Raw genomic sequence first — 26,582 nt, 5'->3', positions numbered from 1 at the left:
ATTGTGAAGAGTGACACGTTAACACAGAAAAGAAATTGAGCCTTTTTTTATACCTTTGCAGCATGATAAATCAAGATTCTATAGTTGCTTTGGCCACGCCTTCGGGAGCTGGAGCTATCGCCATAATACGTATTTCCGGAGCCGATGCCATTACAATTGGTAATTCGGTTTTTAGATCTATTAAAAACAAAGATTTAACGAAGCAGAAAACGCATACACTGCATTTAGGGCATATTGTAGACGGAAGTAAAACTTTAGACGAAGTTTTGGTTTCGGTATTTAAAGGACCCAACTCGTATACGGGCGAAGATACTATCGAAATTTCGTGCCACGGTTCGACTTATATTCAGCAGCAGATTATTCAATTATTGCTTCGAAATGGCTGTAGAATGGCCGACGCGGGTGAATTTACTTTAAGAGCTTTCTTAAACGGAAAGTTGGATTTGTCGCAAGCCGAAGCAGTTGCCGATTTGATTTCGTCTGATAATGAAGCGTCTCATCAAATTGCAATGCAGCAAATGCGAGGCGGATTCAGTAATGAAATTGCAAAGCTTCGTGAAGAACTTCTAAATTTTGCTTCTTTAATTGAATTAGAATTGGATTTTGCAGAAGAAGATGTTGAGTTTGCCGATAGAACGCAATTTCATGAATTGTTAAATCGAATTGAATTTGTTTTAAAACGTTTAATCGATTCTTTTGCGGTTGGGAATGTTATTAAAAACGGAATTCCAGTTGCAATTGTCGGTGAACCGAATGTTGGTAAATCAACTTTACTGAACGCTTTGTTGAATGAAGAACGCGCAATCGTTTCTGATATTGCTGGAACAACTCGCGATACCATTGAAGACGAATTGGTAATTGGCGGTATCGGATTTAGATTTATAGATACTGCTGGAATTCGTGATACAAAAGATGTTGTAGAAAGCATCGGAATCAAGAAAACCTTCGAAAAAATAGAGCAGGCGCAAGTAGTAATTTATTTGTTTGACGGATTAAAATTTCAAACTTCGAGTTCAGAGTTTGTTAATGAAATCGAACAGATTAAGAATAAATATCCGCTGAAACCCTTAATTATTGTGGTGAATAAAAAAGATATTTTATCTACGGAAGAAGTAGCAAATATTACCAATCAGTTAGAAAATTTAAATGCGAAACTTTTATTGATTTCTGCGAAAGAAAAAATAGGAGTAGAGGATTTAAAAAATGAATTACTATCTTTTGTAAATACAGGAGCACTTCGTAATAACGAAACTATCGTAACCAATACAAGACATTATGATTCGTTATTGAAGGCCTTAGAAGAGATTCAGAAAGTGAAATTCGGTTTAGAATCAGGTCTTTCAAGCGATTTGATGGCGCTTGACATTCGTGAAGCTCTATATCAGTTTGGGCTGATTACGGGGCAAGTTTCTAATGACGAATTGTTGGGGAATATTTTTGCAAACTTTTGCATCGGCAAGTAGAAGGAACAAAGAAACGCAAAACAAAAAATAACAAAAAGAGTTAAGGTGTTGGTAATTAACATTTTGACTCTTTTTTTATTGATTTTTATTTTGGAATATTTGGTATTGCTTTGCTTAAATCTGTACCTTATTTGTACCTCGGATTTCGAGGTACAAATTTTGCGACAAAACGGGATAAATGATGGCACAAATGTACATTTTGCTGAGGTTTTCAAAGATTGGATTTCTGGAGGAGAAATTAGCAAATATGTTATTTTTTGAGCATATCGTTTGTCCTGTGCCCCTTTATTTTGGCAAGGCAGATTCCAGAGTTTGGAAAGTAATTATGGAAGTTCGAAGGACATTTAAGTGCAGTAGGAAACTTAAATTTAAAAATTATGGGTTCAAACATTAGGATTTCCAAAATCTGTCAGTTCTGTAATAGTGAATTTACAGCAAAGACAATTAAAACAAAATTTTGCTCGTTAACCTGCGGAAGCAAGAATTACAAGAAGAGAAGCAGCGAAAAAAAGAAAGAGGCCAGACGGCAAGAAATGAAATCCATGCATGACGCAGGTATCGAGCAGCTGGAAAAACTTGAAATTTTCACTATTGATGAAGCATGTCTTTTTATGGGAGTAAGCAGGAGGACGCTTTATAGGGTAATTTCAAGGAATGAAATTGCCATTAGTAAAATTGGAGCTAAAACTATTATAAGACGTTCGGACATTGATAGTTTTTTTGAATGGTTGTACGAAAGCAGAAAAAATGAAGAAACTGTTCAGAAATTTCCAGGAATTGAGCACTGCTATACAATTTCTGAAATACAGAAGACGGTGAATATTTCTCCTGCTGCTTTATACGGCATTTTGCTGAGAGCAAGGATTGAAAAATACAGTGTAGGCAGGTTTGTTTATGTTTCCAAAAGAGATGTAGATTTATTATTTAACATTCAGAGCCATGAGTAAAAGTATCGTAACACTCAGAAAGAAAGCTATTTCTCAGAGAAGAATGTCTCTCTATTTGGATTTCTATCCTCCCGTGTGGGATTCAAGAACAAACGACTACACCAGACGCGAGTTTTTGAAACTCTATATATATCAGAAACCGGCAGATCAGTATCAGAAGCTGTCAAATTCTGAAAATCTGCATACGGCTGAACTGATCCGTGCAAGAAGACAGAATGAAATCAATAAATCGGAGATCTATTCTCCATTTGAAAAAGAACAGCTGCAGATTCAGGCTCGCGGAAACGAATCATTTCTCCAATACTATAAAAAGCTAGGAGAGAAAAAAACAGGAAATAATCTATCTATATGGAACTGTGCTATAGCGCACTTTGAAGCATTTTTAAATGGAAATGATCTGCTGTTTAAAGATGTTACGGTTACAGTCATTGAAGACTTCAGGGATTATCTTCTCAAAGCAAGAAGCATGAGGAAGAATAATAAACAGATTTCTCGCAATACTGCGCTTTCCTATTACAATAAAATAAAAACAACTCTAAAGGGGGCGTATAAAGAAGATAAACTAAGAACAGATATAAACGCAAAAATTGGATCCATTAAAGAAATGGAATCCCAGCGCAATTTTATGACTATTGAAGAGACCCGAAAACTTTTTTCTACTCCCTGTCCAAATTCCTTAGTGCGTAAAATTTCGATGTTTTCTGTATTGACAGGAATACGTTATGTAGATATTGCGAAGCTGCTCTGGTCTGAGGTCCATTACATTGAAAATGATGGCTACTATATCATATTCCGCCAGAAAAAAACTCAAGGAGCAGAAACAATGCCTATTTCTGATGAAGCTTTTGAACTGCTTGGAAAAAGAAAAGGTGAAAAGGAATTGGTGTTTAAAGGATTAAATAAATGGGATGTTGACCGGGTACTTCCAGTATGGGTAGCATTATCAGGCATTAATAAGCATATTACCTTTCACTGCTTTAGGCATACTTATGCTACGCTCCAGCTGACTGCGGGAACAGATATTTTTACCATTTCAAAAATGCTAGGACATAGGAGCGTTAAGACCACGCAGGTATATGTAAAGGTGATTGACCAGAAAAAAAGGGATGCCGCAAACAGAATATCATTAGGATAATATTTAGAAATAAAGCAAGCCTTATTAATTAGTAAGGCTTGTTTTTAAAAATACTGAAAGTTTAAAATTTGTTTTACAGTTAAATTAATATGTATTAACTAAAAATTGTTGTTTAAAATTTACAAGTTTTGCAATAAATTATTCCTTCGGGAGAGAGTTTTTTTTTCTGCCTAATTTTAGTAGGATTGTGAATATTTTGATTCAATTGATCATCTTTTACGATTTCATGGCTTTCCGAATCTTTTAAAAAATGCTTCACTCTTGCTTCAGCCAAAATTCTTAAAAAAGATAATATTTCCGTAGCTTCTTCTAGGGTTACATTCATCCCTTCGTCAGTTAACATTTTTAATGCTTTTTCAGGTGTAATTTTTCCACGCTGATTTTCATTGTATTCCATTTTTTTATCTTTTTACTGTTGTTTGTAATGTAAAGATAATCAATTGTTTATGAAGGATGTGTAATGGTTTGGTTTGTATAGTAAGGGGACCCTTACTGAACAATTTACAAACCATTTTATGAATGATTTAAAGAAATTAGCTTATTTTCAAGTGAATTTGTAAGATAATTATTTTGAATTTTTATTCAAAAGCGGTTTGTATGTATCGTAGGGGTTAAACGTTAAAAAATGTTAAAACATATGTATATTTAAATTTATTAAGATGTAATAGCTTTTTATATAATTCCTGAAAATAAAATTTGGTACTATGTAAAGAGAAAGGGTTAGTTTTTAGTAAAATTATATAATAATTTGGAGATTATTCAAATCAAAATTTGGTTGGGAAATTAGAGTTTTTACGCCGCTTTAATTTAATTAGTAGGTAATTATGCATATTTACTAGGGATGAGGAGAGCAGGATTCGAACTTTATCGCTGAAGTGCTGTCTATACCAGATTTTATAAAATGTCTTGGATCAAATGCACCGATTCTGCTCCCAAATTCAAACTTTTGCTATTCCAATATTAAATTATGTACAAAAATTAAAATAAAACATTAACGAATTAAAATGCAGTTCTATTATCCTTTTAGTTTTAAAAATATATTATAAATATTTGAAATAAAGAGTTTGCTTGAATTTGTAGATTTTGAAAAGTTTCCTCTTAAGCCATCAGCGGAGGAAGAGGGATAGCAGTTGTTGTCCATCCCATTTGTATAATGCGCCACGATTCTCCTAGGGAATTTCCGTTGTTTTTATCAATATTGAAACTTACACAATGATTTAAATCCTTTTAAAATTACGTTCTAATAATTAATTGATTAAGATAGATAGGTATACATTTTGGCAACAAACTTTATGATTTATGAAATTTTTATTACCTAGATATAAAGTAAGAGATTTGTCATTATCTTTTTTCGAGTCGTTTATTTTTTCCATCGGATAATGTTTTAATTAATTTAGAAGAAATGATATTCTTCATTATAGAAAGTCTGAATTGGTTTTACTACAAACTCGCAATACTTTCAATAACGAGTTTGGCAGCTTCATCAATGGCCTGAATGATTATCTGCTCCGAATCTCCTTTAAATACTTTGCGCTTATTTATATTTTCAGAGGGAGTTATGATACTGAAAAAAAATGTTCCTACAGGTTTTTCAGGGGTTTCACTTCCGCCGGGTGTAGTAAGTCCGGTAACTGCTACCGTAACTTTTGCATTAAACAATTTTGACATTTGCTCGGCAAGTTTTTTTGTGACTTCTGCTGACTCAGGTGTATATTTTTCAATCATTGCATGCGGAACATTAAGAATTTGTTCTTTTACAAAAACTTCATAACAGGCTATGCCGCCGCGCAAAATTTTCCCTGATTCTTTAGTCATCGAAAATTCTGCGCTCATTCTTCCCGCAGTGGCACTTTCTGCAAAGGCAATATTCCATTCCTTTGCTGCTAAAACTTTACTGCATTTTGTTACAAATTCTGAAGGCATAACTGTAGTTTTTAGAGGTTAATGAATAAACTTTATAAGAGGTTAAATGAATAAAAGTTAACCATTTACAATCTTTAAGCTTTCACATTGATATACTTCTTTACGAAGCCCGCTGCTTGAAAAACGGTGATTCCGTTTATTGTAAACCAGTTCGATATTCATTTTTTCACAATACTCCTTTCCTGTAAAAGCGACATCTTTATATTCGTCTCCCAGAATCCGTACATCGATTGACAAAGTCTGAAGAATATCCTCAAGATCCTGCTCGGTTGTGTAAGGAATAATCTCGTCTACAAACCTGCATGCTCTAAGCTGAATGTATCTTTCTACAACAGATTGTGTAGGTTTGTTTTTCTCCGGCCTGTCTATTGTAGGGTCTGTCTGCAAACCTACAATCAGGTAATCACAATGCAATTTGGCTTCTTCAAGCATTCTTACATGTCCTGCATGAAGCAAATCAAAAGCACTAAATGTAATTCCGGTTTTTGTCTTCGTTAGTTCCATCGTAATGAATTTTAGTTTTTAAAAAAGTTAAGTACAAAATCCAAGATCTTGTTTGTATTTGTAAACTCTGCCTGGGCTCTTTCCAATGCATTAATATAGGGGATATTTGGCAGCCTGTTTCCATCAATATCAAGATCCCAAATTCCGCAATTACTGAATCTCGAAAGATCGTCCCAATCTGGTCTGTCGGTAACCGGATAAATACAGATACCATTAAGATCTACACCACGTTTTTTTGCAGTAAGGCATTCCTGCGTAATTTCGTCAATCCATTCTACTCTTCCAGATCCAAAATGTTCCGTTTCGGAAATAAAAATCGGCTTTTCATATCTTTTGTAAGCCATCTGCAGCAGATCCGCAAGCGGTGTTCTTCGTTTTAATGTTTCCGGCCATTCCAGCGGAGTATCATCTATGTTCCATTGACAATTCCAATAATAATTAAAACCTAAAATATCCAGAAATTCTTCAGAACCTCCCAGTTCAGGACACATTCTGCCGGCGATAATATCCATTGCCTGAAACTGGTGCTCATTTAGCTCATGCATTTGCTCTGCATTTTCCTGAAGATTCCCATGAATTTTTATTAAGGGTTCGACCAAAATGATGACACAGTCAGGATCTGCTTCCTTTAAAGCTTTTATACCTATAATTGCTGCCTTGCAGAGATGATATTTAATATCCCATCCGCTGTTTACCGCAAAGGGCACAGTTCCTCTTACATCACCGGAATGCCAGGAGAGAAAACTGATTTCATTTATGGGCACGACATACAATTCCTGCGTAGAATTTTCAGAATAAAACACTGCAAAAGCATGACACAAAGCAGCAAAACGTTCGCAGAAATTAGGGTGTGTGGGATAAATTCCATCTGGATAGCCAAAATGAATCAAATCCCATATCTGTTGAATCCCATATTCTTCTGCGGTTTGCATGCGGTTATAAACTTCTGAAAAGTCAAAGAAACCAGGCGATGTCTCAACTTCGCTCCAGCATATTCCCTCTCTTACCGTTTTAATACCAATTGAAGAAAGCATGTCATAATCTTCAGCAGCTCTGAGATCATGCTGTGTTTCTTTCAAAAGATTAATGCGATGCCCTGATCTGTTTATATGATCAGCACATTCATAACCACCCATAAAAAAAGTATTGAATATTTTCATCAGCCTGCTGTCTTATAAGTAATTTTGTCTTTTTTCTCCAGAGAATCAAAAAGGTCAAGGGCATTTTTAAATGCCTGATCCATATTGAAATATTTATAATTCGCCAGTCTGCCCACAAAATGCACATCAAGAAGTTTTTCGGCTTCATCCTTGTATTTTTTGTAAATTTCTGCATTTCTCGGATTTGGAACAGGATAATAAGGTTCACCTTCATCCACTGTATATTCTCTTACTACAGTTGTTTTTTCCGACTTTTGATTTCCAAAATGCTTGTACTCGATAATTCGGGTAAAATCTACTTCAGTTCCAGGATAATTGACGACTGAATTCTCCTGAAAAAATGCCGCGTCAATAGTTTCACTTACAAAATTGATCGAACGGTATTCAAGCTTTTCCCTCAGACTATGCTTAAAATCAAAAAAACGATCCACGGGACCTGTATAAAATAATTTTTCATATCCCGTATACTGTTCTTTTACATCAAAGTAATCTGTATCGAGTAAAATTTCGATATTGGGGTGCTTTGTAATATTTTCAAATAATTGTGTATAACCGCCTTGTGGCAATGCCTGATAAGTATCCGAAAAATAACGGTCGTCATAATTATAACGAACCGGAATACGATCTAAAACAGATGCATCTAATTCAGCAGGATATTTGTCCCATTGTTTTTTGGTGTAATGTTTGAACATTTTTTCATACAATACAGAACCAACACGGTTTAGAACTGCTTCTTCACCGTTTGCAGGTTTTTCTATTGGCGTACGGTTTTCTTCAAGCCAGCTGATCATTTGCTGCTCCGAATTAATATCTGTACCAAATAGTCTGTTAACCGTTGTAATATTTACTGGAATCGGCACTGTTTTTTCATCAACTCTCGCGATAACTTTATGTTCCCAAGAATACCAGTCCGAAAACTGATTTACATATTTCCAAACACTTTCTTCATTGGTATGAAACAGATGTGCTCCATATTTTGAAACAAGAATATTGTTTCCATCTATATAATCGTAACAGTTTCCTGCAATATGATTTCGTTTTTCGATAATAAGGACTTTTTTTCCTATCGAGGCATATCTTTCTGCTAATACCGATCCGGAAATTCCAGCACCGATTATTAAAATATCTACTTGTTTCATTTTGAAAATTCTTTAATTATTTCCTGCATTCTTGCAGCGGTACTATCCCAAGATGTATTTTTTAATATCTCGGTATATTTCAATGGAATCAATGCGCTTGCTCTCTTATCAAAAAGCAGGGTAATGGCATCGCAAAAATCTTCAGCGGTTTCGATAAGGCTTACGCAATTGCTGTAGTCCCTTACTACATCGGTGATTTTAGTGGAGATAATAGGTTTTCCGGCTGCCATATATTCCAGCGTTTTTGTCGGACTTATATATTTAGTTGCATCGTTTATTGCAAAGGGCATCATTGCAATATCAAAACCTTTAATATAATTCGGGAGCTCATTATAAGATCGCATTCCCAAATAATGAATATTTTCTTCTTTTGGAAGATCCGCTTGGTCAATTTTTGCCAATGGGCCAATCATCACAAAGGAAACTTTTGGCAGTTTTAAGGCAGTTTCATGCAGTAATTTTAAATCGATGCGCTCGTCGATGACGCCGAAGTAGCCAACGACCGGCGACTGCAAATTTGCAATGTCTGCCGGAATCTCAATTCCGTTCAATGCCTGTGCAAAATGCGTTTCATCTACAGAACTTGGAAAACAGTAAACATTAGAATGGTTTTGCTTTTTTGATTCATATAATGATTTTCCGCCAGTAAAAACAATATGTGCATTGGCCATTAAATATTTTTCCTGATGAATCAAATGTTCAGGAGCTCCTTTAAACAATGTTAATTCATCCATACAATCGTATATGATCGTTTCAAATTCAAAGGATTCTATTAAAGGACTAAATGATGCTGAGTAGAACCATCCTGTTGTGACATTTTTATTTTTAATGTATTGCGGCAATATAGTGGCAATGTCTTCAATACTCTTTACACGAGGCTGCAAAACATGCAAGTTGTTATTGATAATAATAAGATTGGCTGTGTTTTCCTGATGAGAATCAAAGGCAATTGGTTCTTCTATTAACAGCACTTTCATGTTTTTAGACATTCTGCTGATTAAATGCTGCGGACGCTGGTAAACAAACTGCCATCTTAAATGGCAAAAAACAACCATATCGTAATTTTGAGGCGGTTCATTGCTGCTTGTAGAAAAATTACATTCTGTCACTTTATTTTTTGGGGTGTGTACATTTGTCTGCATGTCGATAATTATTTTAAATGTGATTACTATTTGTTAAATGATCTTTTCTTGTAAAATTTAACGGATTCAAATCTAGACTTGTAAAACATGTGTTTTTTACAGAATTCTCCTGCTTTGTTACACAATTAAAGGCAAGTTTTTTTTAAATTTTAACTTCAAGATTCAGTAAGGATATATCTGTAATTAACAGGGGGATGTTTTATATACTCTCAGGAATTAGTAGAGTAAGGAAAAACAACATATTTATTGTAGAATATTTTGCATGCGAATTTTGTACCAATCCAGAATATTGAACTTTGTTTTTTCTTCAAAAATGGGATTGAGTAGAGATTTTAATTGCTGTTAAGTTTTTATTATTAAAAAAGAATATAAACTGCATAAGCAATAAAACCAAAAATAATATGTGCTGCAAAAAGCTGTAAATAGTACCCCTTAAAGTCAATGTTGGGTTTTTGAGGTACCATTTTAAATAAAACGAACCATGTAATTATGCCAATAATACCACTAATTGCTCCTAAAAGAATACCAATTGGCCATGTTAGCTCGAGAACTTTATAAATCCATAAAAAATGGTAAGCAATTACAAAACCAAAACCAATTATATAATGTAAAATCCACGCCAGTATATTTTTGACACTAGGTGATACTTCTAAATGTAGATGACTTAAAATATAGCTCAATAGTACAGGTTCTTTGTACAGTTCTCTGGCAGTTGCTGATACTGCATAACTAAACAAAGTCATGGCAGAAGTAGCTGCGATTGACGAGACTACGATTTGAATCAGTGTGTAAAAGTCCATATATAAAATTTTTATTTAATTTGTATAGGATTAAGATCAGTTTGTGCCGGACCATTGATCACGGTTCCGTCTGTAGAAAATCTCGAACCGTGACAAGGACAATCGAAAGATTTTTCGTCAGTGTTCCAATGAACAATACAGCCTAAATGCGGACATACTGCAGAGAAGGCTTTTAAAGTATCGTCGTAATCTCGATAAACCGCAATTTTTTTAAGCCCCGAAGAGAGTACACCACCTTCGCCGGCAGGTAGATCAGCTGTATTTTTCAAGTCAGAACCTTTAATCCAGTCTAGGTATTGTGAGGCCATATTTCCAGCTTCCTTCAAAAAGTCCCCTGTAGATTTTAGCGTAATTCTTGATGGGCTGTATAAATCCTCCCATTGATTTTTGTTCCCTAATATAAGGTCACTGATAATCATAGAGCCAATAGTGGCATGTGTCATTCCGTTTCCAGAATCGCCTGTGATAATATAAATATTGTCGTCTCCGGGATTTTTGCCCATAAAACCTAAACCGTCCACAGGTTCCATAATCTGGCCTGACCAATGATAGGATATATCTTCAAGCATAGGAAAATAACTTCTTGTCCAGCGTTCGAGCCTTTCATAACGTTCGGCTGCAGAAATATTTTCTTGATCTTCCTGTCCTGTTTTATGATCTTCGCCACCTGAGATAAGCAGATCATACTGATCGTCAAAATTTTCTAAACGCACATAATGATAAGGCTCTGCAACCCATTCAGAATCTGCATCACCAGTATCCCACCACAGAGAATAAGGCAATAATCCTTTAGGTATTTTACCTGCAATAACATAAGTTCTATAGGCAGCTTGTTTAGTATGCATGGTGAGCGTATCATTAATAGGAGAGTTGGTAGCGACCACAATATGTTCTGCCGAAAAAGTAAAACCATTTACTTCTGCACCATGTTTGGTTATATTTTCTGCACGCGCTTCTGTGTAGATAATGCCTCCTAAATTTGTAATGGCATCGGCTAGACCTTTCAAATAATGTAAAACATGAAACTGCGCCTGATTATGAAAAACTATAGAATGTGTTTTTTCTCCGCCTGTTATGGCAGGTGTTGCTTTTAGAAACGATGTATTGATTCCTGCCGTTCTGGTAGCCTCATATTCTTTTTCTAAATTCTCCGGTTTGTCACTCGGATGCAGGAATAAATAACCGTTGACTCTTCTGAAGGAACAGTCTATATTTAGATCATTTACATTTTTTTCAATTTCATCAATTGCTTTGCTGTGACTTTCGGCGGCTAATTTTGAGGCTTCTTTGCCAAAAGTACTTTCCAGATAATAATAGCGGTCATCAAGCGCGCAGGTTAAATGTGCGGTAGTACGACCTGTTTCGCCGCTGCCTATAAACCCATCCTCGACAACGACGACTTTTTTACCAGCCTTTAGTAACTTGTAAGCAGTACTAAGGCCTGCAATTCCGCCTCCAATGACAAGTACTTCGGCTCCACAATTTTGATCAGGGATATTATAGGCTATCGGAGGAGTAGAATCAATCCAAAACGATACATTTTCTCCTGATGAAATACTTCCGTTATTAATTTGATCTGTTATCTTATTCATGATTTTATTTTTTTAGTTGAAAAAGGTTTTAAGCCAAATTTAAAAGACGTTTATGTATAGAATTTACATGTTAAAATTTTAAGTTTATATCATTGCCATTGTGTATGTTATATAATACTTTGTCAAAATACTGTAAGATTAAGTGCTTTATTAATAGTTGATTAGCTTTCTATTAATCTTAATAAAAAGAACTATGAAAGCAGCAGTTATACACGGTCCCGGATCTATTAAATACGATACAGTAGACGATCCCATTTTAAAAGCAAAAGATGATATTATACTCAAAGTAACTTCCACAGCCATATGCGGATCTGATTTGCACATTTATTCGGGAGGATTACCGCAGCCAAGACCTATGGTTTTAGGGCATGAATTTATGGGAATAGTAGAAGAAGTTGGATCTGATGTTACCCATTTAAAAAGAGGAGACAGAGTAGTGGTTCCGTTCCCGATTGCCTGCGGAAATTGCTTTTTCTGCAATCATGATGTTCCTGGGAATTGTGAGCACAGTAATCCCGAGCATTATGGACCAGAAGGAGGAATACTGACCCAAAAAGGCGGTGCGCTTTTTGGCTATACTGATTTATACGGAGGTTATGATGGAGGCCAGTCGCAATATGTAAGAGTTCCATATGCTAATTATGGACCAAGAATTGTACCCGAAGATCTCAGCGATGAGCAGGTTCTTTTTCTAACTGATATTTTTCCAACAGGATATACAGGAGTAGATTGGGGAGAAGTAAAAGGCGGAGAAACAGTGGCGATTTTTGGTTCTGGTCCAGTTGGAATTATGGCTGCTAAAAGTGCTGTTTTAAGAGGTGCTGCACAAGTTATTGTAGTCGATACGCTTCAATACAGACTCGATAAAGCAAAACTAAGCACAGGCTGTACAACTATTTTATGGGAAGATGGACCAAAAGATGTTGTAGAACAGATTCGTTCCTTAACGCATGGGCGTGGTGCCGATGTGTGTATTGAAGCTGTAGGTTTTGAACCAGACCGAAATTTGGGTGACAGAATCAAAGCTACCATTAATTTTGAAAAAGGATCTACCAAAGTTTTAGAAGCTTGTATGAGCGCCGTACGCAGAAGTGGAATTGTTGCAGTTTTAGGCGTATATCCAGTTAATTATGATAACTTTCCGTTAGGGCAATTTTTTGATAAAGGTATAGTCTTAAAAGGCGGACAGGCTCCGGCTCATAAACATATAGATAAATTGCTGGAATATGTAGTTCAGGGAAAAGTAAAACTGGATGATATTATTACGCATAGACTGCCATTGTCAGAAATTGCGCATGCTTATGATATTTTCAAAAAACGTGAAGACGGTTGTGTGAAAGTAGTGCTGGATCCTTGGAAGTAAATTATAGAATCGTTTTCATTAACAAATTTTAAATGAAATTTCAATATATAATAAACCCGACAGCTTTTTTAAAACTGTCGGGTTTATTTTAATATAAAGTCTATGAATTATTTACTACTCGTATTCAGCAGCTGTAGTATTGACTGTATTCAAAGCAACGTCATTTAACACACAGTCTGCTTCTTTTTCTTCGGCAAGAGTTTGAGTCAGCAGTTTTGCAGCATCATTTTCTCCCAGAGTTTTAGCAAAAGCCACAAGAGTTCCGTATGTTGCGATTTCGTAATGTTCAATTTTTTGCGAGCCAGCAATAATTCCGGCATCTCTGACAGGACCAGGAGTTGTTTCTAAAATAATAGAATCGCCCTCTTTTAATAATCCAGCCATCGCTTCGCATTTTTTGCCTTCTGCTTTTTCTCCTATCAGATCAAAAATCTGCTCCAATCTTTTTACCTGAAGTTTAGTAATGTCAAGATGTTCTAGAATTGCGCCTGCAAGTCCCGGAGATGTTGCATTTGCTGCCATTTTTGGCAATGCGCCGACTAATGCATTTTCTGCCCAATAAATATCTTTTAAACTGTCAACAAAAAGTTCTTTTAAATCTGTCGCTGCATCCGATGATGGTTCGACAATATTGATTTTATTGTTATTTTTTATAGCTTTTGTTTCAGATGCCTTTGCTTGAGGAGCATTGGTCTGACCTTGTTTTTCTGAATTTTTCATGTTTGATTTTTTTTGGTTATAAGTATAGGTTTGGTTCACGCTGCCAAAAACGGTGTAAACCCATTGCGTCAATAAATTCTTGAGCAAATGCTTCTGATGCAACATCGCTCGTGACAATAATTCCAGCATCATCATTGGTTAATTTTGAAGCAAAAGTGGTTTCGCTCAGCAATTCTGATGCCTGACCGTCTGCTCCAATTACTTTGCAGTGTTTATAAGCATCATTTAGATATTCCAATGCGTCGTCATTTTCGGCTAAAACACTAAGACCTAATCCGTGAGGTACATAAACTGCATCGAATAATACAGAAGATGCGGTAAGAAAACTAAAGTCAGCCTTAAGAGCTCCGTCAGAATCTGTAAGTACAGCACCTAAATGCGGTGCAATCACAAAACCTTTAGCATCTGCCTTTTTAAGTGCGTTTTTCATATTCGTTACCGCTGCCTCAGAAACGCCGTCAGAACAAAGTATTGCTACTTTTCTGGATTCGATTGTTGGAGTATTGGTTGGATTTTTTAGCATGCTTAACGCATCCGATGAACTAACAGATTGTTCTACTGTTTTAGGTTCCTGTTCGCCGCCTTCATTTTCTGGTGAAACGCCTTTATTAACCGGAAATTCAAGTTTGGATGGTACAGTTGCTCCAAGTCCAATCGCCACTTTTTCAGCAAGTTCTGTATCAACCTGAGATAACAATCCCAGCATTCTAACTCGAATAGCAGTGGTTTCTACTTTACCCAATTCAAAACGAAGCGCTTTTACAATATGGCTTTTTTCTTCTGGAGTCTGGCTGTTAAAAAATAATTTTGCCTGCCCGAAATGATCAGAGAAACTTTCACTTCTTTCTCTCACTTTATGCGCCTCAATACGTTCTGGGAAACTATTAAATCCGCCTTCGCTGATTTGTGCCTGATACGGACATCCTCCGCCTAAAGAATTTGGGTGATAACTTACACGGCCTTTATTGATTTCCTGTCGCATATGTCCATCGCGCTGATTATTATGAGTCGGAGCAATACTGCGGTTAATTGGAATTTCATGAAAATTAGGACTTCCTAATCTTGTAAGCTGCGTATCGGTGTATGAGAATAATCTTCCTTGTAATAATGGGTCATTAGAGAAATCAATTCCAGGAACAACATGTCCGGGATGAAAAGCGATCTGCTCCGTTTCTGTAAAGAAATTATCAGGATTTCTGTTCAAAACCATTCTTCCCACAATCGTTACGGGAACCAATTCTTCCGGAACTATCTTTGTCGGATCAAGGAGATCAAATTCGTATTTGTTTTCGTCTTCATTTGGAATTACCTGAACTCCTAATTCCCATTCAGGAAAGTTCCCCATTTCGATAGCTTCCCAAAGGTCTTGTCTGTGAAAATCTGGGTTTTTACCAGAAATTTTCTGCGCCTCATCCCAAGCCACTGCATGAGTTCCTAATTTTGGTTTCCAATGCAATTTTACAAAAGAAGAGTCGCCTGCTTCATTTATGAATCGAAATGTGTGTACTCCAAAACCTTCCATCATTCGATAACTTCTAGGAATGGCGCGGTCAGACATAACCCACATGATCATGTGCATGGATTCTGGCATTAAGGAAATAAAATCCCAAAAAGTATCGTGCGCAGATGCTGCCTGCGGAATTTCGTTATGTGGTTCTGGTTTTACGGCATGAACAAGATCTGGAAATTTAGAAGCGTCCTGAATAAAAAATACAGGAATATTATTTCCAACAAAATCATATATGCCTTCCTGCGTGTAAAATTTTACCGAAAAACCTCTTACATCACGTGCGAGATCTGTAGATCCTCGCGATCCTGCCACAGTCGAAAATCTTGCAAAAACAGGTGTAGTTTGTCCCATTTCCTGCAAGAAACCTGCTTTTGTTAATTCAGGAATCGGATTTGTTACTTCAAAAAAACCATGTGCTCCTGAGCCGCGCGCATGAACTACTCGTTCAGGGATTCTTTCGTGGTCAAAATGCGTAATTTTTTCTCTCAAAATAAAGTCTTCTAATAAAGAAGGACCTCTTTCGCCTGCCTTTAAAGTATTATTGTCGTCATTAATTTTAATACCCTGATTCGTGGTCAGGAATTTATTAGTGCCGTCAGATTTGTTGACCGACAGATCTCTCTGTTTATCATCCTGCGAATTTTTCATATTGTACAGTATTAGTGGTTAAAATAAAAAGCCCTGATGTAGAATTTTGGTTTTCAGGAATTCAAATATAACGGTAGAAGAGGAGTGGTTTTTACATAATTTGGCTTGCCTCTTACAGAATTTTCATTTTACTCTAGTTTTTATAAGTAACTTATTTTCAAATCCTTCCTGATGAATAATAATATAAAATCTTCAAATAATAATGTAATTCGCAAAGCTATCCGAACGGTAATTTTAAAGTATTAAAAAGGCGATGCAGGTATCTTGATACCTGATTGACACAGAAAGAAATTAGATAACAGCTTAACTATAAAAATATGTTTAAGAAAGGTCAAAGAGTACAGCAGGAATTTGGGAATAAGGTTATGGAAGTCATAGGTTTTGAACCAGAATTGATTGAAAACGTCATTACACAATGGGAAGATGAAGAAGGTACAATTGTAACGGGAAAATTTATGGAATCGCAATTGTCGCTGGCGGAATAAAAAGCAAAAAATAAATTTAATTAGATCAAAATGAAAACTAATACGCAGCCTAAAAAAGCATTTTATGCTTATCAGGAAAAAGATATCGAAACTATTTTTGATCATATCAAAAGTGAAAATAACGGGAAGCTTTTATATCAGTTACCCACGGGCGGGGGAAAAACTATAATCTTTTCTGAAATTGCAAGAAGGTTTACAGAAGAATTTAATAAAACAGTTATTATCCTGACGCATAGAAAAGAATTATCTACCCAAACTTCGTCGACATTAAAAAAGATGGGAATCAAGAACCACATTATAAGCAGTACAAGCGGCAACTTTAAATCTGATTTTGATTGTTATGTTGCTATGGTAGAAACGCTGCGTAACCGCATAAAAGATAAAAGAATAAAAACCAATAATGTTGGTCTTGTAATTGTAGATGAAGCACATCATAATTCGTTCCGAAAATTAATGAGCAGTTTTAAAAATGCTTTCGTTATTGGAGTTACTGCCACGCCTTTTAGTTCTGATATTTCTAAACCTATGAAAAAGCATTACAAATCACTGGTTGTGGGCGAGAATATCTCAGAACTTATTGCACAAGGTTTTCTAGCAAAACCACAATCGCATGTATATGAAGTAGAATTAAATTCGCTAAAAACAGGAATACATGGCGATTATACAGTAAGTTCTTCCAATGAATTATATAGTTCTCCCGCAATGCTGGAATTATTGCTAAAAGCCTACAGCGAAAATGGTTCAGGAAAAAAACGCTGATTTTTAACAACGGAATTGCAGCTTCTCAAAAAGTATATGAAACTTTTACTGAAGCAGGAATTGCCATCAAACATCTTGATAATAAAACACCAGATAGCGAACGTAAAGAAATTCTAAAATGGTTTAAGAAAACCAAAGATTCAGTTCTGACTTCGGTTTCTATTTTAACCACTGGTTTTGATGAACCTACAGTAGAGAATGTTATTTTGAACCGCGCCACAACGTCGATAACACTTTATCATCAAATGATAGGTCGCGGATCAAGAAAACTTCCGTCTAAAAAAACTTTTACGATTATCGATCTGGGGAATAATATCCAGCGTTTCGGGGCTTGGGAAGAACCTGTAGATTGGAAATATGTTTTTGAACGTCCGGAGGAATTTGCAAAACAACTGCATTATCAATTGAGTGGAGGTTCTTCAGCAGTACAATCGCACGGACTTTCTGCCGAATTACGTGCTCAATTTCCTAATACGTTGGAAATGACATTTGATATCGAAGGACATTATAAGGAAGCTATTGATACCGATAAAAAACCAAAAACCGTCATTCAGCAATCGATCAGGCAGCACGCCAAAATGTGTATGGACAATGCCGAAACACTCTCACAGGCAATCGCATTGGCAGAAGCTTTGCAACCAGAGATAGACTGGCGTGTAAAACAGTATGTAAAATGTCTGGATAATGCCAGTAGAAATTATAAGACATGGCTGTTGGAAGATTATCAAAATAGACTTAAAGGTTTGATTATCAAGTTGTATCCTAAAGTTACTGCCGCATAAAGATTATAGTAAGGATTAAGTTTAATAATGTAACATCATACAAGAATGATGTAAAAAAATGTTCTTAAATCAATTCATCTTTATACTAAATATTAAATCATGAAAACTTTTTTACGCAATAACGGACTTTCCGTCTGTTTCTTTCTGCTGTTTGCAGCAGCAATGGCTGGACAAATTATTTTTGGGTTTGAGGAATACAATAAAGACCTGATTGAAGAAGGCGCCTCGGCGGTAACATTATCCTCTTATCTTACAACTGGGCATTTTATAGAATCTACTTTTGAAAACTGGGAAAGCGAGTTTTTACAAATGGGACTTCTGGTAGTGCTTACCATTTTTTTACAGCAAAAAGGTTCATCAGAATCTAAAGATTTTGATAAAGATGAAGAAGTAAACAGAGAGCCTTCAGCCTCGCGAAAAGGTGCTCCAAGCGCTGTTAAAAAAGGCGGTTGGGTTTTAGTGATTTACAAACATTCACTCACCATTGCGTTGTTTTTGTTGTTTGCTTTATCTTTTTTACTGCATTTTTATGGAAGTTTAAAAGATGAAAACCAACAGCTTTCGCTAAAGGGAAAAGCTTTAGAAACCGCCTCGCAATATTTCACAGATTCAAGATTTTGGTTTGAATCTTTTCAGAATTGGCAGAGTGAATTTCTCTCGATTTTTGCCATTATTGTGTTGTCCATTTATCTGCGCCAGATAGGTTCTTCGCAGTCTAAACCAGTAGATGCTCCACATATGGAAACCGGAGAATAAACAGTTCTCAGATATAATTTCTGTGTTATAAAAATATTCTTTTAAAACCCATCACTTATGCATACAATTTCACCGTGGGCTGCAACCGTGCACGCCGATTTAGAAAACAGCGCCGTAATTTGGGAGAAGGAATTCCAAAACTATACTTTTCAGGTATTTAATACCGGCGACTCGATATGGACTGTGGTCACATGGCCCGATAATGGAAAAATGGCTTTTCGTCCTGCTTTTGGTATGAACAGCTGCTTTGAAGTCACCAATTTATTTGATGACGGGCAGTTACTTGTAATCAATTTACAAACAAGGCTGGGGCAATACGAAGTTCAGATTTCCTTTCCGGATGATAACGCTCCGCTGCTGCATTATACAGCTTCATTTAAAACAAATCAGCCTTTAATGATTCCTTTCTGGCCGCGCGACATTATTCCGCTTACCCAAAATGGAAGTGTCGAAAATACAAATGGCAAAATTTACATGAATCAGATCGGTTCACGCTCCGGTATACTTTTCGGTAGTATGACCAAACCCAAAACAGGTTCTTTTTTCTATTTCCAGAATCTGGGTTCTATGAGCGACTATTGTGAAGCAACAGAAACCTCACTGGCAGAAACTGTAGGCGGGGCATGGCCGGAAATAGGATTTAAATTACCCGTATTAGAAAACAAACCGCTTCCCTCAGACCGAGCTTATATTATTTCAGATGCTTATGTTCTTTTTTCAGCGGATGCTGTTGAAAATGAAATTCAGCAGACTACACAATTTTTAGACAATCTTGCAGCAGTGTATCGTTTTTTACCCCATCCCGAAGTGCAGTATCATAAATGGCCTGAAATTACAGAAAATTGTCTTCAGGATATTTTTACCAATAAAGGGTGCTGGACCCAGACCAAAGGAATTCCGTATCTCAATGCTTATTTATGCGATTATGATACGCCTGCAGAAATTATGGTACAGCTCGCTATATTAATCCCTTTAAATGAACTAAAAAACTGGACTTGTGCGGAAACTGATCCTGTGTATAATGATCTGCTTAGCGGAGTGGATGCCTTTTATGATCCAAAATTAAAAACCTTAAACCGATGGCTTCCTCAGCTAAAGGACGATCTTGATAAATCGGAAGAACAAAAAAAGGAAATGGTTATGGATTCGTGGTATCTGCATCATCCGCTGATGAACCTTGCAAGGCTTGCACTAGCGGGTGAAAAAAAAGCAGAAGAACTGGTTTTGCAGTCGATTGAATATGCCATTAAAGTAGCGCATCATTTTAATTACCAATGGCCGGTTTTCTATAAAATGGACACCTTAGAAGTCATAAAAGAAGAAACTGCGCCTGGTAAAGGCGGCGAAAAAGATGTTCCGGGATCTTATGCTCACCTAATGCTGCTGATGTATAGGCTTACAAATGAAAAACGCTATTTTAATGAAGCAGAAAAATCAGTTAAAAAGCTGATAGGTAAGGGATTTGATATTTTTTATCAGGCCAATATTACAGCTTTTTCTGCGGGAGCACTTTTAGAATTATACAAAATCACAAATAAGCAGGAATATTTAGATTTAAGTTATGCCTGTCTGGCTGGACTTTTCAAAAACATGCAGATATGGGATTGCCAATATGGATATGGAAAAAATTATCGTAATTATTTTTCTATATTTCCGCTCAATGAAGCGCCTTACACCGCTGCTTATGAAGAGATGGAAGTGTATGCCGCACTTTCTGAATATTTAATACAGGCGGAATCTGTAGAAATACTCCCGTCATTAAAAATTTTAATTCCAGAATTTCTAAAATATGCCGTAAGCCGATTACCGTATTATTATCCGACAATGCTTCCCGAGGAAATGCTTTCTGAAGACGTTAAAACCGGTGAAATTGTAAAAGATTTATGGATTCCGCTTGAGGATCTTTATACCGGTTGGGAGAAAAGTGGGCAGGTAGGTCAGGAAGTATACGGAGCCGGACTTGGTTTTGGCGTAATGACCAGACAATATCATAAGGTTAAGGACGAAGATTTTTTATTGTTTGCAGATTATCCACTAGTAAATTATAAAAAATCAAAAAATACGGTACAGTTTACTGTTTTAGGCAGTGCCGAATTTGACTGTAATTTCAAAATACTGTTTAATGAGAATAGCAGTAAAATTAAAATAGATGTACTTCACAATAAAAAACGCATTATGCCCACGGCAAAAAGTAAAATTTTATTAGAGTATAAAATTACAGGAGATAGCATAGTGCAAATTGCTTGGTAGTTAACCTGAAAATATTGCTTCAATTTAGATAGCTGCATCGAAAAGTGTAAGATTTTAGATTAATTGTGTAAAAACGGCTTTATTGGCAAAGGTATATTTGAAAATATACAAACTAAAAAGTAATATTATGAAAAAGCTATTTAAAACTACAATGCTGATTGCCTTGTTTGCAACTGTTCTGTCTTGTAAAAAAAATGAATCCACTAATGAGGCTGATTACAATAACACTGCAGATTCTACTTCTACAACAGTAGACACCGTTGGTCCAGGTACAGACAGTACAACAGTTAATGGTGCTGGAACAACCGGAGCAACAGGAGAAGGTTCAACCGGATCTGGAGCTGCGGGTACACAACAAGAAGGAACAACAAATGTAAAAACCGATTCAACTGCAACAAGTAATAATAAAGGCAGATAGTAACTGCCCTAGGTTTATTATTTAATGTTTGTAAACCTGTGGCATTTGCTGGCTGCAGGTTTATTTCTTTTTTGGGGAAAAGAAGAAGTAAAATTAACGACAATGTATTTCAAACTTCCAGCATATAATAAATACTCATAACGCACAAAATCTATGAAAGCTATTATACTATTAGCAACCCTAAAAAGAAAGGGGAGTTCTAACACTGAAACACTTACAGAATTTCTGGGCACTTATCTGGAGAAACAAAATATTGATTATGAAGTTGTCAAACTCGCAGAGCATCATATCCTTCCCGGAACTTATACAAAAATGGAAAGTAAAGATGATTGGCCCGAAATCTACCAGAAAATTCTTGATGCAGAAATTCTACTCTTTGCAACTCCTTTATGGTGGAATAATCACTCGTCTGAACTACAAAGATGCATCGAACGTCTTGATGAGGTTTACGACAAAATTTTGGCTGGTGAAGATTCTCCACTGGACGGTAAAATTGGAGGCGTAATTATTACGGGAGATTCTGACGGTGTTGAGCATGTGACCGGAAATATTGCCAATTTTTTCTGCAGCATCGGTGTTACTTTTGCGCCTTATGCGTCATTGGGTGTAATTTGGGACGGTCATGCAAAAGGAGAAAATAAAAAGAAATCTCAGCTTCTTAATTATTATAAGCGCAATTATGCCAAAGATGCTAAAGGAATGGCAGAATCTTTGTTTAAAGCAGTAAAATAGAAGCAATTGTCTTTATTTTTTATTTTTTGAATGAGAATAATTGTTTATGATTTTTATATTAACATAGTTTATGTAGTTTTTTTATTTGAAAATTATCAGTAATAGTACTATTTAGATTCAAGTTAATATTAGTTTATGTGTTTTTTCTTAAGTTAAATGAGTATCTTTAACTATTATTAACCGTTTCACGGATATAATTCGATCGTTTATCGATTTTCAGAAGCTTATATTTATATAAACATTTGCAGATTTCTAAATTCTTGTCTTATGTTTTGCGATATAAATAATTAAGCAGATGACATTACAGATCTCACAATCACAACGGTATATTTATTTAGCAGACGATGACGAAGATGACAGGCAAATGTTTCATGAAGCACTGCTCGAAGTTAATAGTAATGCAGTTTTAACTCAGGCTGAAGATGGGAAGGAATTACTGGAGATTCTTTCTAAAAATCCAAAACCATTACCCGAGGTTATTTTTCTGGACATTAATATGCCGAAAATAGGAGGTTTTGAATGTCTTGAACAGATTAAACAGAACAAGAAACTAAATAAAATGCCTATCATAATGCTTTCTACCAGCAGTGATCCACTCACTATTAATAGAGCGTTGCAGCTTGGAGCCAATTTTTATGCTGTAAAACCAAGTACATTCGAAGATATCAAACTATTAATTAAAAAAGTTTTGCAGATGGATTGTCTTTCGATTCAAAATGACAAGCAGAAATTTAGATTAGCTTAAATTTTAAAAGACAATCCCAGTTCTGCGAATTTTTCAGAATTGGCATGCATAATTCCTGATCCTGTGATAAAATCTAATTGCACTTTCTTGTTAACTACGTAAAGTACTGCCACATCTGCCGTATTTTTGGCATGATGATGAGACTCTGTAAGTCCGTAAACTTCAGCCACCAGTTTTATCTTTTTAGTCAAAGCATAATCTCCTGAAATAGTATAAATGTATTCTGGTCTACCAGTATCAGAGAGCCAATGCACACCAAGGTTGTAACCTAAATGAGCCGATTTTGATAGGGAATATTGTGCAAGCATTCGAATTTCGGGACCGTATTTCTGCTCCTGCAAAGAATGATCTGCCATCCACGGAATACTTATTCGACCTAATAAACTGATGTCAGGAATAATCCCATTATGATCAATAAGATGATATTTTGCTCCAAATATTATGGGTTTAATACCGCCTGAATCTTCTTCGTGATCATGATCTATTGTAAAAGCACTTTCAATTCGAAATTCGGCATTTTTAAAAATTCCATATCGCAATACGATTTCAGGAATCTCGTATGCTTTTTCGCCTTCTTGCTGTTCAAACGAAAAACCGCTTTCTACCTGTAGATGATGAACAGAAATCGTGTTTGGACTTTCAGTTTCATTTGGTCTGTCGGTTTGTATCTGCTGAGCCGAAACACTAGAGCTAAAACAAAATAAACCTGTTGCAATTATTTGTTGAATTAATTTCATGTTTAAACAGTAAATTTTCTTAATCATTTTTTTTTTAATAGAAGCAGAAAATACCTGCAGAAAATATACTACAGGTATTTTTATTTATTGAAGTAATTATGAATTATTTAGATTCAAGATATTCCTTTAGACCAGCAATATCATTTTTAACTAATTTTTCAAAATATGGCTTTAATAATTTCGCCGCACTTTCGCCTGCAATACCTAGCGGCGCATGATAAGAAATAGTGATGTCAAGTTCAGTAGAACTTCCATTATCTTTAAATTTTACTTTTCCCGCATTTCTAATGGTAGCTCCCTCAACAGAATTCCAACTTAGAAGCCTGTCTTTTCTGTCTTTTACAATTCGGGCTTTCCAAGAAATACTTCCAATTCCGCCAGGACCTTTAGCAGTCCATTCAGAGATATTCGAATCGATGGTTTTAACAGATTCAAGATGACTCATAAATTTAGGAAGGTTTTCCAGATTGTGCCAAAAAGCAAATACTTCCCTAACTGGTTTATTAATAACAGCTGTAAATCTGATATTTACGTTTGACGCTTTATCATTCATCAAATGCCCAGCAGCATCATAAACGGGACAATATCCCGAGATTCCTCTCAAAAGCATAGCGCCACCGGCACCCGCTTTGGTAATACTTTTATTTTTATTGGTTAATCCGTTATATAAGAGATAAGCACCGCTTGTTACCATTAATACGCGTTCTAGCGTCGATACATTTGTTTTTAGTGCTTTTTTTGAAGTTCTATTTGCTAATGCTGAAAGAGTTTCCATACTATTGTTTTTTTAGTTTTTATAATAAATTTAAAATTGTCTGCTGTTTGCATTTTATCATTAATTAAAATTAAATACTTAAAAATGTTTTTACTTACAGCATTTTTTATTTTCATTACACAATTGATCGTTGTGTTTACCTTCTTGCATAATAAAAAAATCGTCTGAAATTCAGACGGTTTAAGCATTGTCTTTAAAGCGATTTGTTGATGTCACTTTGGTTGTAGTCATTGTCCGAATCCAGCTCCGAATCGTCGTCGTCTTCACTAGAGGTAAAATCATCTTCTTCTTCGAGATCATCTTCTTCTTCTTCGAAATCGTCATCATCATCTTCTAGATCATCATCAAGATTATCTCTTTTAGTAAAATCGTCCTGTTGATTAAAATCACGATCCTTATTTTGAAGTTCATCGTTAGAGTCTGTACTATCTAAAGAAGTAGTATACTCTTCATTGCCAGTTCTTGTTTCGTCATCTTGAGAATACGAATCACTTTGACCGTAGTTTTCTCTCTCATCTAAACTCATACTCGTTTTTTTTAAGATTATTTTTTATCTGTTCCCTTTTTAGTGTCTGCTGTGCCCTTTTTTGTATCAGCAGCTTTATCTGTGCTTTTTGAAGCAGTTTCTTTTTTATCAGTTTTTTTATCTGATGCTTTTGCACTACCAGTGCTTTTTTTGTTGTTTGAAGTACTCATAATAGTATAGTTTTATTAATTAATATATTGGTAAATGTAAGGGTGTGAGATAGCTCGATTTTATACTAATACTGTTTCTAATTGTATAATTACCAGTTTGTTATTTAATTAGTAATAATTAATGTCCATGCTTTAATGTTTTATAATCTACAGAAGATATTTCATTGCCCTGAACCCATTTCAAAGCCTCGTGATAGGCATCCTTTTTATAACCCCTGAATTCCCCGGGCACCAGATAGCTAAAAGCTTTTGTAAATCTTATAACACGGTCAGAATCTGTAACAATGGCGGCACGATTCCATTTTCCAATATTTTTAATTCCCATTAAAGCATCTTCCATCCAGGCGGCAGCAGTAAAGTTTTTAATTTCGGTATCGATTAAAAAGAGAAAATTAATTTCTTCTATTTTATTAACCAGTTCCGTAACTGCTGGTACAAGTATATTTTTATAGTCATCTGCAGTGACCTCTCCAATTGCTCTAAATGCTGCAACATTTGCCGGTGCATCAATTCTCTGTATCATAATAATGTATTTTTAATATTGATAATCAAATATATAGATGCGTATTCAATGTTTTATATAGAATAATGTGCAGTATTTGTACAATATTCATTTTACTACAATGGTTCTGTTAGTTTAGATGAAAATTCTTAAATGATAATCTTACAAATGCTTACTATAATTATGTAAAAATCGATCTGTATCTCCCGCTACTTTTAAAATCGTTAATTATTAAAAAAACATTATGAAAGCGACAAACACAAAGGACACTGCTAAAAAAGCAACGACCACAGCATCTAAAGGAAAAACGGTAAAAGTTAAATCTTCTGCAGCCGAAGGATTGAGAGATTTATTTGTAGATTCTTTAAAAGATATCTATTGGGCAGAAAAAGCATTAACAAAAGCATTGCCTAAGATGGCTAAAAATGCAACTTCTGAAAACCTAATTACGGCGATCAATGAACACTTGGCTGTAACAGAAGAACAAGTAAGCAGATTGGAACAAGTCTTTGAAATAATTGGAGAAAAAGCTGCTGCAAAAAAATGCGATGCAATGGAAGGTCTGATTAAAGAAGGGGAAAGTATAATGGAAGAAACGCAGGAAGGACCAGTGAGAGACGCAGGAATTATTGCTGCATCGCAAAAAATCGAACACTATGAGATTGCAACGTACGGAACTTTGGTAGCATTTGCCACAACCTTAGGAGAAGAGCAAGCTGCCGCATTATTGCAGCAGACATTAGATGAAGAAAAAGAAGCGGATACTATTTTAACAGAGGCAGCTTATAATACGATTAATTTTGATGCTTCTGAAGAAGATGAGGAATAAAATATTCTTAAACTTGAATTAAATAAACCTGTAATCTTAAATATTAAAGATTACAGGTTTTTTTTATGTT

Annotated in this window: 28 protein-coding genes and 1 pseudogene; 14 read left to right on the top strand and 15 right to left on the bottom strand. The window is 35.5% G+C overall.

What is annotated here, in order from left to right:
- Nucleotides 1–62 precede the first annotated feature (62 nt).
- From mnmE to ABTV69_RS18730, 3 genes are all read left to right on the top strand, one after another.
- On the top strand, nt 63–1,463 hold the full coding sequence (gene mnmE / locus ABTV69_RS18740; protein WP_433831475.1) for a tRNA uridine-5-carboxymethylaminomethyl(34) synthesis GTPase MnmE: 1,401 nt from the start codon (nt 63–65) through the stop codon (nt 1,461–1,463).
- Nucleotides 1,464–1,840: 377 nt separating this feature from the next.
- Entirely contained in the window at nt 1,841–2,410 is a 570-nt protein-coding gene (locus ABTV69_RS18735; protein WP_433831473.1) for a helix-turn-helix domain-containing protein, read from the top strand.
- Nucleotides 2,403–3,545 carry a site-specific integrase gene (locus tag ABTV69_RS18730; RefSeq protein ID WP_111425846.1) on the top strand — a complete coding sequence of 381 codons (1,143 nt, stop codon included), beginning with the start codon at nt 2,403–2,405 and terminating at the stop codon, nt 3,543–3,545. Before ABTV69_RS18735 ends, ABTV69_RS18730 begins: the two co-directional genes overlap by 8 nt.
- A 112-nt stretch (nt 3,546–3,657) precedes the next feature.
- Here the strand turns inward: ABTV69_RS18730 and ABTV69_RS18725 are convergent, their stop codons facing one another.
- The 8 genes from ABTV69_RS18725 to ABTV69_RS18690 all read right to left on the bottom strand — a co-directional run bounded on the left by ABTV69_RS18725 (nt 3,658) and on the right by ABTV69_RS18690 (nt 11,805).
- Complete coding sequence (locus tag ABTV69_RS18725) at nt 3,658–3,942, bottom strand: hypothetical protein (RefSeq protein WP_433831471.1); 285 nt, start codon at nt 3,940–3,942, stop codon at nt 3,658–3,660.
- A 1,043-nt stretch (nt 3,943–4,985) separates the two neighbouring features.
- Entirely contained in the window at nt 4,986–5,468 is a 483-nt protein-coding gene (locus tag ABTV69_RS18720) for a CinA family protein (protein ID WP_433831469.1), read from the bottom strand.
- Between the two features lie 57 nt (nt 5,469–5,525).
- The gene (locus ABTV69_RS18715) at nt 5,526–5,972 is read right to left on the bottom strand and encodes an adenylyltransferase/cytidyltransferase family protein (RefSeq protein ID WP_433831467.1); all 447 of its coding nucleotides are present in this window, start codon (nt 5,970–5,972) and stop codon (nt 5,526–5,528) included.
- A gap of 11 nt (nt 5,973–5,983) precedes the next feature.
- Nucleotides 5,984–7,051 carry a hypothetical protein gene (locus tag ABTV69_RS18710; protein ID WP_433831465.1) on the bottom strand — a complete coding sequence of 356 codons (1,068 nt, stop codon included), beginning with the start codon at nt 7,049–7,051 and terminating at the stop codon, nt 5,984–5,986.
- An 80-nt stretch (nt 7,052–7,131) separates the two neighbouring features.
- The gene (gene glf, locus ABTV69_RS18705; protein ID WP_433831463.1) at nt 7,132–8,271 is read right to left on the bottom strand and encodes a UDP-galactopyranose mutase; all 1,140 of its coding nucleotides are present in this window, start codon (nt 8,269–8,271) and stop codon (nt 7,132–7,134) included.
- A complete protein-coding gene (locus ABTV69_RS18700; RefSeq protein ID WP_433831461.1) occupies nt 8,268–9,413 on the bottom strand; it encodes a glycosyltransferase in 1,146 nt (381 codons plus the stop codon). Before ABTV69_RS18700 ends, glf begins: the two co-directional genes overlap by 4 nt.
- A gap of 356 nt (nt 9,414–9,769) precedes the next feature.
- Entirely contained in the window at nt 9,770–10,213 is a 444-nt protein-coding gene (locus ABTV69_RS18695) for a hypothetical protein (protein WP_433831459.1), read from the bottom strand.
- 11 nt (nt 10,214–10,224) lie between these two features.
- Complete coding sequence (locus ABTV69_RS18690; protein ID WP_379813168.1) at nt 10,225–11,805, bottom strand: FAD-dependent oxidoreductase; 1,581 nt, start codon at nt 11,803–11,805, stop codon at nt 10,225–10,227.
- A 193-nt stretch (nt 11,806–11,998) separates the two neighbouring features.
- Between ABTV69_RS18690 and ABTV69_RS18685 the strand changes: the two genes are divergently transcribed.
- Nucleotides 11,999–13,168, top strand: coding sequence for a zinc-dependent alcohol dehydrogenase (locus tag ABTV69_RS18685; protein WP_433831456.1), 1,170 nt, complete (start codon nt 11,999–12,001; stop codon nt 13,166–13,168).
- Between the two features lie 114 nt (nt 13,169–13,282).
- Here the strand turns inward: ABTV69_RS18685 and ABTV69_RS18680 are convergent, their stop codons facing one another.
- Together ABTV69_RS18680 and ABTV69_RS18675 are read right to left on the bottom strand one after the other, a co-directional pair.
- Nucleotides 13,283–13,888 (bottom strand): ferritin-like domain-containing protein, encoded by a 606-nt coding sequence (locus ABTV69_RS18680; RefSeq protein WP_379813166.1) that lies wholly within the window; start codon nt 13,886–13,888, stop codon nt 13,283–13,285.
- A gap of 16 nt (nt 13,889–13,904) precedes the next feature.
- A complete protein-coding gene (locus ABTV69_RS18675) occupies nt 13,905–16,046 on the bottom strand; it encodes a catalase (protein WP_379813165.1) in 2,142 nt (713 codons plus the stop codon).
- Nucleotides 16,047–16,363: 317 nt separating this feature from the next.
- Here ABTV69_RS18675 and ABTV69_RS18670 point away from each other — a divergent pair, with 317 nt between their 5' ends.
- The 9 genes and pseudogenes from ABTV69_RS18670 (at nt 16,364) to ABTV69_RS18630 (ending at nt 22,973) form a co-directional block, all read left to right on the top strand.
- Complete coding sequence (locus tag ABTV69_RS18670) at nt 16,364–16,531, top strand: hypothetical protein (RefSeq protein WP_433831454.1); 168 nt, start codon at nt 16,364–16,366, stop codon at nt 16,529–16,531.
- A gap of 30 nt (nt 16,532–16,561) precedes the next feature.
- Nucleotides 16,562–17,290, top strand: coding sequence for a DEAD/DEAH box helicase (locus ABTV69_RS18665; RefSeq protein WP_433831452.1), 729 nt, complete (start codon nt 16,562–16,564; stop codon nt 17,288–17,290).
- A pseudogene (locus ABTV69_RS18660) lies at nt 17,242–17,496 on the top strand (DEAD/DEAH box helicase); the annotation flags it as partial. The gene ABTV69_RS18665 and the pseudogene ABTV69_RS18660, both read left to right, overlap by 49 nt.
- Nucleotides 17,497–17,535: 39 nt before the next feature.
- Nucleotides 17,536–18,072: a hypothetical protein gene (locus ABTV69_RS18655; RefSeq protein WP_433831450.1), complete on the top strand. Its 537-nt coding sequence runs from the start codon at nt 17,536–17,538 to the stop codon at nt 18,070–18,072.
- A 99-nt stretch (nt 18,073–18,171) separates the two neighbouring features.
- Nucleotides 18,172–18,828, top strand: a complete 657-nt coding sequence (locus ABTV69_RS18650) for a DUF6766 family protein (RefSeq protein ID WP_379813162.1) — start codon at nt 18,172–18,174, stop codon at nt 18,826–18,828.
- Nucleotides 18,829–18,885: 57 nt separating this feature from the next.
- Complete coding sequence (locus ABTV69_RS18645; protein WP_433831447.1) at nt 18,886–21,078, top strand: hypothetical protein; 2,193 nt, start codon at nt 18,886–18,888, stop codon at nt 21,076–21,078.
- Nucleotides 21,079–21,205: 127 nt separating this feature from the next.
- Entirely contained in the window at nt 21,206–21,496 is a 291-nt protein-coding gene (locus tag ABTV69_RS18640) for a hypothetical protein (RefSeq protein ID WP_379813160.1), read from the top strand.
- A 153-nt stretch (nt 21,497–21,649) separates the two neighbouring features.
- Nucleotides 21,650–22,228 (top strand): flavodoxin family protein, encoded by a 579-nt coding sequence (locus tag ABTV69_RS18635; RefSeq protein ID WP_433831445.1) that lies wholly within the window; start codon nt 21,650–21,652, stop codon nt 22,226–22,228.
- Nucleotides 22,229–22,523: 295 nt separating this feature from the next.
- Nucleotides 22,524–22,973 carry a response regulator gene (locus ABTV69_RS18630; protein WP_433831443.1) on the top strand — a complete coding sequence of 150 codons (450 nt, stop codon included), beginning with the start codon at nt 22,524–22,526 and terminating at the stop codon, nt 22,971–22,973.
- On the opposite strand, the gene ABTV69_RS18625 is transcribed toward ABTV69_RS18630, so the two are convergent.
- From ABTV69_RS18625 to ABTV69_RS18605, 5 genes are all read right to left on the bottom strand, one after another.
- Nucleotides 22,970–23,710: a transporter gene (locus ABTV69_RS18625; protein ID WP_433831441.1), complete on the bottom strand. Its 741-nt coding sequence runs from the start codon at nt 23,708–23,710 to the stop codon at nt 22,970–22,972. The two genes, ABTV69_RS18630 and ABTV69_RS18625, sit on opposite strands and share 4 nt — an antisense overlap.
- 103 nt (nt 23,711–23,813) lie before the next feature.
- Nucleotides 23,814–24,485, bottom strand: coding sequence for an SRPBCC family protein (locus ABTV69_RS18620; protein WP_433831439.1), 672 nt, complete (start codon nt 24,483–24,485; stop codon nt 23,814–23,816).
- 193 nt (nt 24,486–24,678) lie between these two features.
- Nucleotides 24,679–25,011: a hypothetical protein gene (locus ABTV69_RS18615; protein ID WP_433831437.1), complete on the bottom strand. Its 333-nt coding sequence runs from the start codon at nt 25,009–25,011 to the stop codon at nt 24,679–24,681.
- A 17-nt stretch (nt 25,012–25,028) separates the two neighbouring features.
- Nucleotides 25,029–25,181, bottom strand: coding sequence for a hypothetical protein (locus ABTV69_RS18610; RefSeq protein ID WP_433831435.1), 153 nt, complete (start codon nt 25,179–25,181; stop codon nt 25,029–25,031).
- A 118-nt stretch (nt 25,182–25,299) separates the two neighbouring features.
- Nucleotides 25,300–25,704 (bottom strand): STAS/SEC14 domain-containing protein, encoded by a 405-nt coding sequence (locus ABTV69_RS18605; protein WP_433831433.1) that lies wholly within the window; start codon nt 25,702–25,704, stop codon nt 25,300–25,302.
- Between the two features lie 223 nt (nt 25,705–25,927).
- Here ABTV69_RS18605 and ABTV69_RS18600 point away from each other — a divergent pair, with 223 nt between their 5' ends.
- A complete protein-coding gene (locus ABTV69_RS18600; protein ID WP_433831431.1) occupies nt 25,928–26,512 on the top strand; it encodes a ferritin-like domain-containing protein in 585 nt (194 codons plus the stop codon).
- Nucleotides 26,513–26,582 lie beyond the last annotated feature (70 nt).

Source organism: Flavobacterium anhuiense, from assembly GCF_050990855.1.
Classification (GTDB): Bacteria; Bacteroidota; Bacteroidia; order Flavobacteriales; family Flavobacteriaceae; genus Flavobacterium; species Flavobacterium anhuiense_C.
Note: the sequence above shows the minus strand (reverse complement) of the source record. Positions and strands in the feature narration are given on the sequence as shown.

Coding starts and splice junctions, on each gene's coding strand:
- mnmE (WP_433831475.1), top strand. CDS start 63: ATGATAAATCAAGATTCTATAGTTGCTTTGGCCACGCCTTCGGGAGCT.
- ABTV69_RS18735 (WP_433831473.1), top strand. CDS start 1,841: ATGGGTTCAAACATTAGGATTTCCAAAATCTGTCAGTTCTGTAATAGT.
- ABTV69_RS18730 (WP_111425846.1), top strand. CDS start 2,403: ATGAGTAAAAGTATCGTAACACTCAGAAAGAAAGCTATTTCTCAGAGA.
- ABTV69_RS18725 (WP_433831471.1), bottom strand. CDS start 3,942: ATGGAATACAATGAAAATCAGCGTGGAAAAATTACACCTGAAAAAGCA.
- ABTV69_RS18720 (WP_433831469.1), bottom strand. CDS start 5,468: ATGCCTTCAGAATTTGTAACAAAATGCAGTAAAGTTTTAGCAGCAAAG.
- ABTV69_RS18715 (WP_433831467.1), bottom strand. CDS start 5,972: ATGGAACTAACGAAGACAAAAACCGGAATTACATTTAGTGCTTTTGAT.
- glf (WP_433831463.1), bottom strand. CDS start 8,271: ATGAAACAAGTAGATATTTTAATAATCGGTGCTGGAATTTCCGGATCG.
- ABTV69_RS18700 (WP_433831461.1), bottom strand. CDS start 9,413: ATGCAGACAAATGTACACACCCCAAAAAATAAAGTGACAGAATGTAAT.
- ABTV69_RS18695 (WP_433831459.1), bottom strand. CDS start 10,213: ATGGACTTTTACACACTGATTCAAATCGTAGTCTCGTCAATCGCAGCT.
- ABTV69_RS18690 (WP_379813168.1), bottom strand. CDS start 11,805: ATGAATAAGATAACAGATCAAATTAATAACGGAAGTATTTCATCAGGA.
- ABTV69_RS18685 (WP_433831456.1), top strand. CDS start 11,999: ATGAAAGCAGCAGTTATACACGGTCCCGGATCTATTAAATACGATACA.
- ABTV69_RS18680 (WP_379813166.1), bottom strand. CDS start 13,888: ATGAAAAATTCAGAAAAACAAGGTCAGACCAATGCTCCTCAAGCAAAG.
- ABTV69_RS18675 (WP_379813165.1), bottom strand. CDS start 16,046: ATGAAAAATTCGCAGGATGATAAACAGAGAGATCTGTCGGTCAACAAA.
- ABTV69_RS18670 (WP_433831454.1), top strand. CDS start 16,364: ATGTTTAAGAAAGGTCAAAGAGTACAGCAGGAATTTGGGAATAAGGTT.
- ABTV69_RS18665 (WP_433831452.1), top strand. CDS start 16,562: ATGAAAACTAATACGCAGCCTAAAAAAGCATTTTATGCTTATCAGGAA.
- ABTV69_RS18655 (WP_433831450.1), top strand. CDS start 17,536: ATGATAGGTCGCGGATCAAGAAAACTTCCGTCTAAAAAAACTTTTACG.
- ABTV69_RS18650 (WP_379813162.1), top strand. CDS start 18,172: ATGAAAACTTTTTTACGCAATAACGGACTTTCCGTCTGTTTCTTTCTG.
- ABTV69_RS18645 (WP_433831447.1), top strand. CDS start 18,886: ATGCATACAATTTCACCGTGGGCTGCAACCGTGCACGCCGATTTAGAA.
- ABTV69_RS18640 (WP_379813160.1), top strand. CDS start 21,206: ATGAAAAAGCTATTTAAAACTACAATGCTGATTGCCTTGTTTGCAACT.
- ABTV69_RS18635 (WP_433831445.1), top strand. CDS start 21,650: ATGAAAGCTATTATACTATTAGCAACCCTAAAAAGAAAGGGGAGTTCT.
- ABTV69_RS18630 (WP_433831443.1), top strand. CDS start 22,524: ATGACATTACAGATCTCACAATCACAACGGTATATTTATTTAGCAGAC.
- ABTV69_RS18625 (WP_433831441.1), bottom strand. CDS start 23,710: ATGAAATTAATTCAACAAATAATTGCAACAGGTTTATTTTGTTTTAGC.
- ABTV69_RS18620 (WP_433831439.1), bottom strand. CDS start 24,485: ATGGAAACTCTTTCAGCATTAGCAAATAGAACTTCAAAAAAAGCACTA.
- ABTV69_RS18615 (WP_433831437.1), bottom strand. CDS start 25,011: ATGAGTTTAGATGAGAGAGAAAACTACGGTCAAAGTGATTCGTATTCT.
- ABTV69_RS18610 (WP_433831435.1), bottom strand. CDS start 25,181: ATGAGTACTTCAAACAACAAAAAAAGCACTGGTAGTGCAAAAGCATCA.
- ABTV69_RS18605 (WP_433831433.1), bottom strand. CDS start 25,704: ATGATACAGAGAATTGATGCACCGGCAAATGTTGCAGCATTTAGAGCA.
- ABTV69_RS18600 (WP_433831431.1), top strand. CDS start 25,928: ATGAAAGCGACAAACACAAAGGACACTGCTAAAAAAGCAACGACCACA.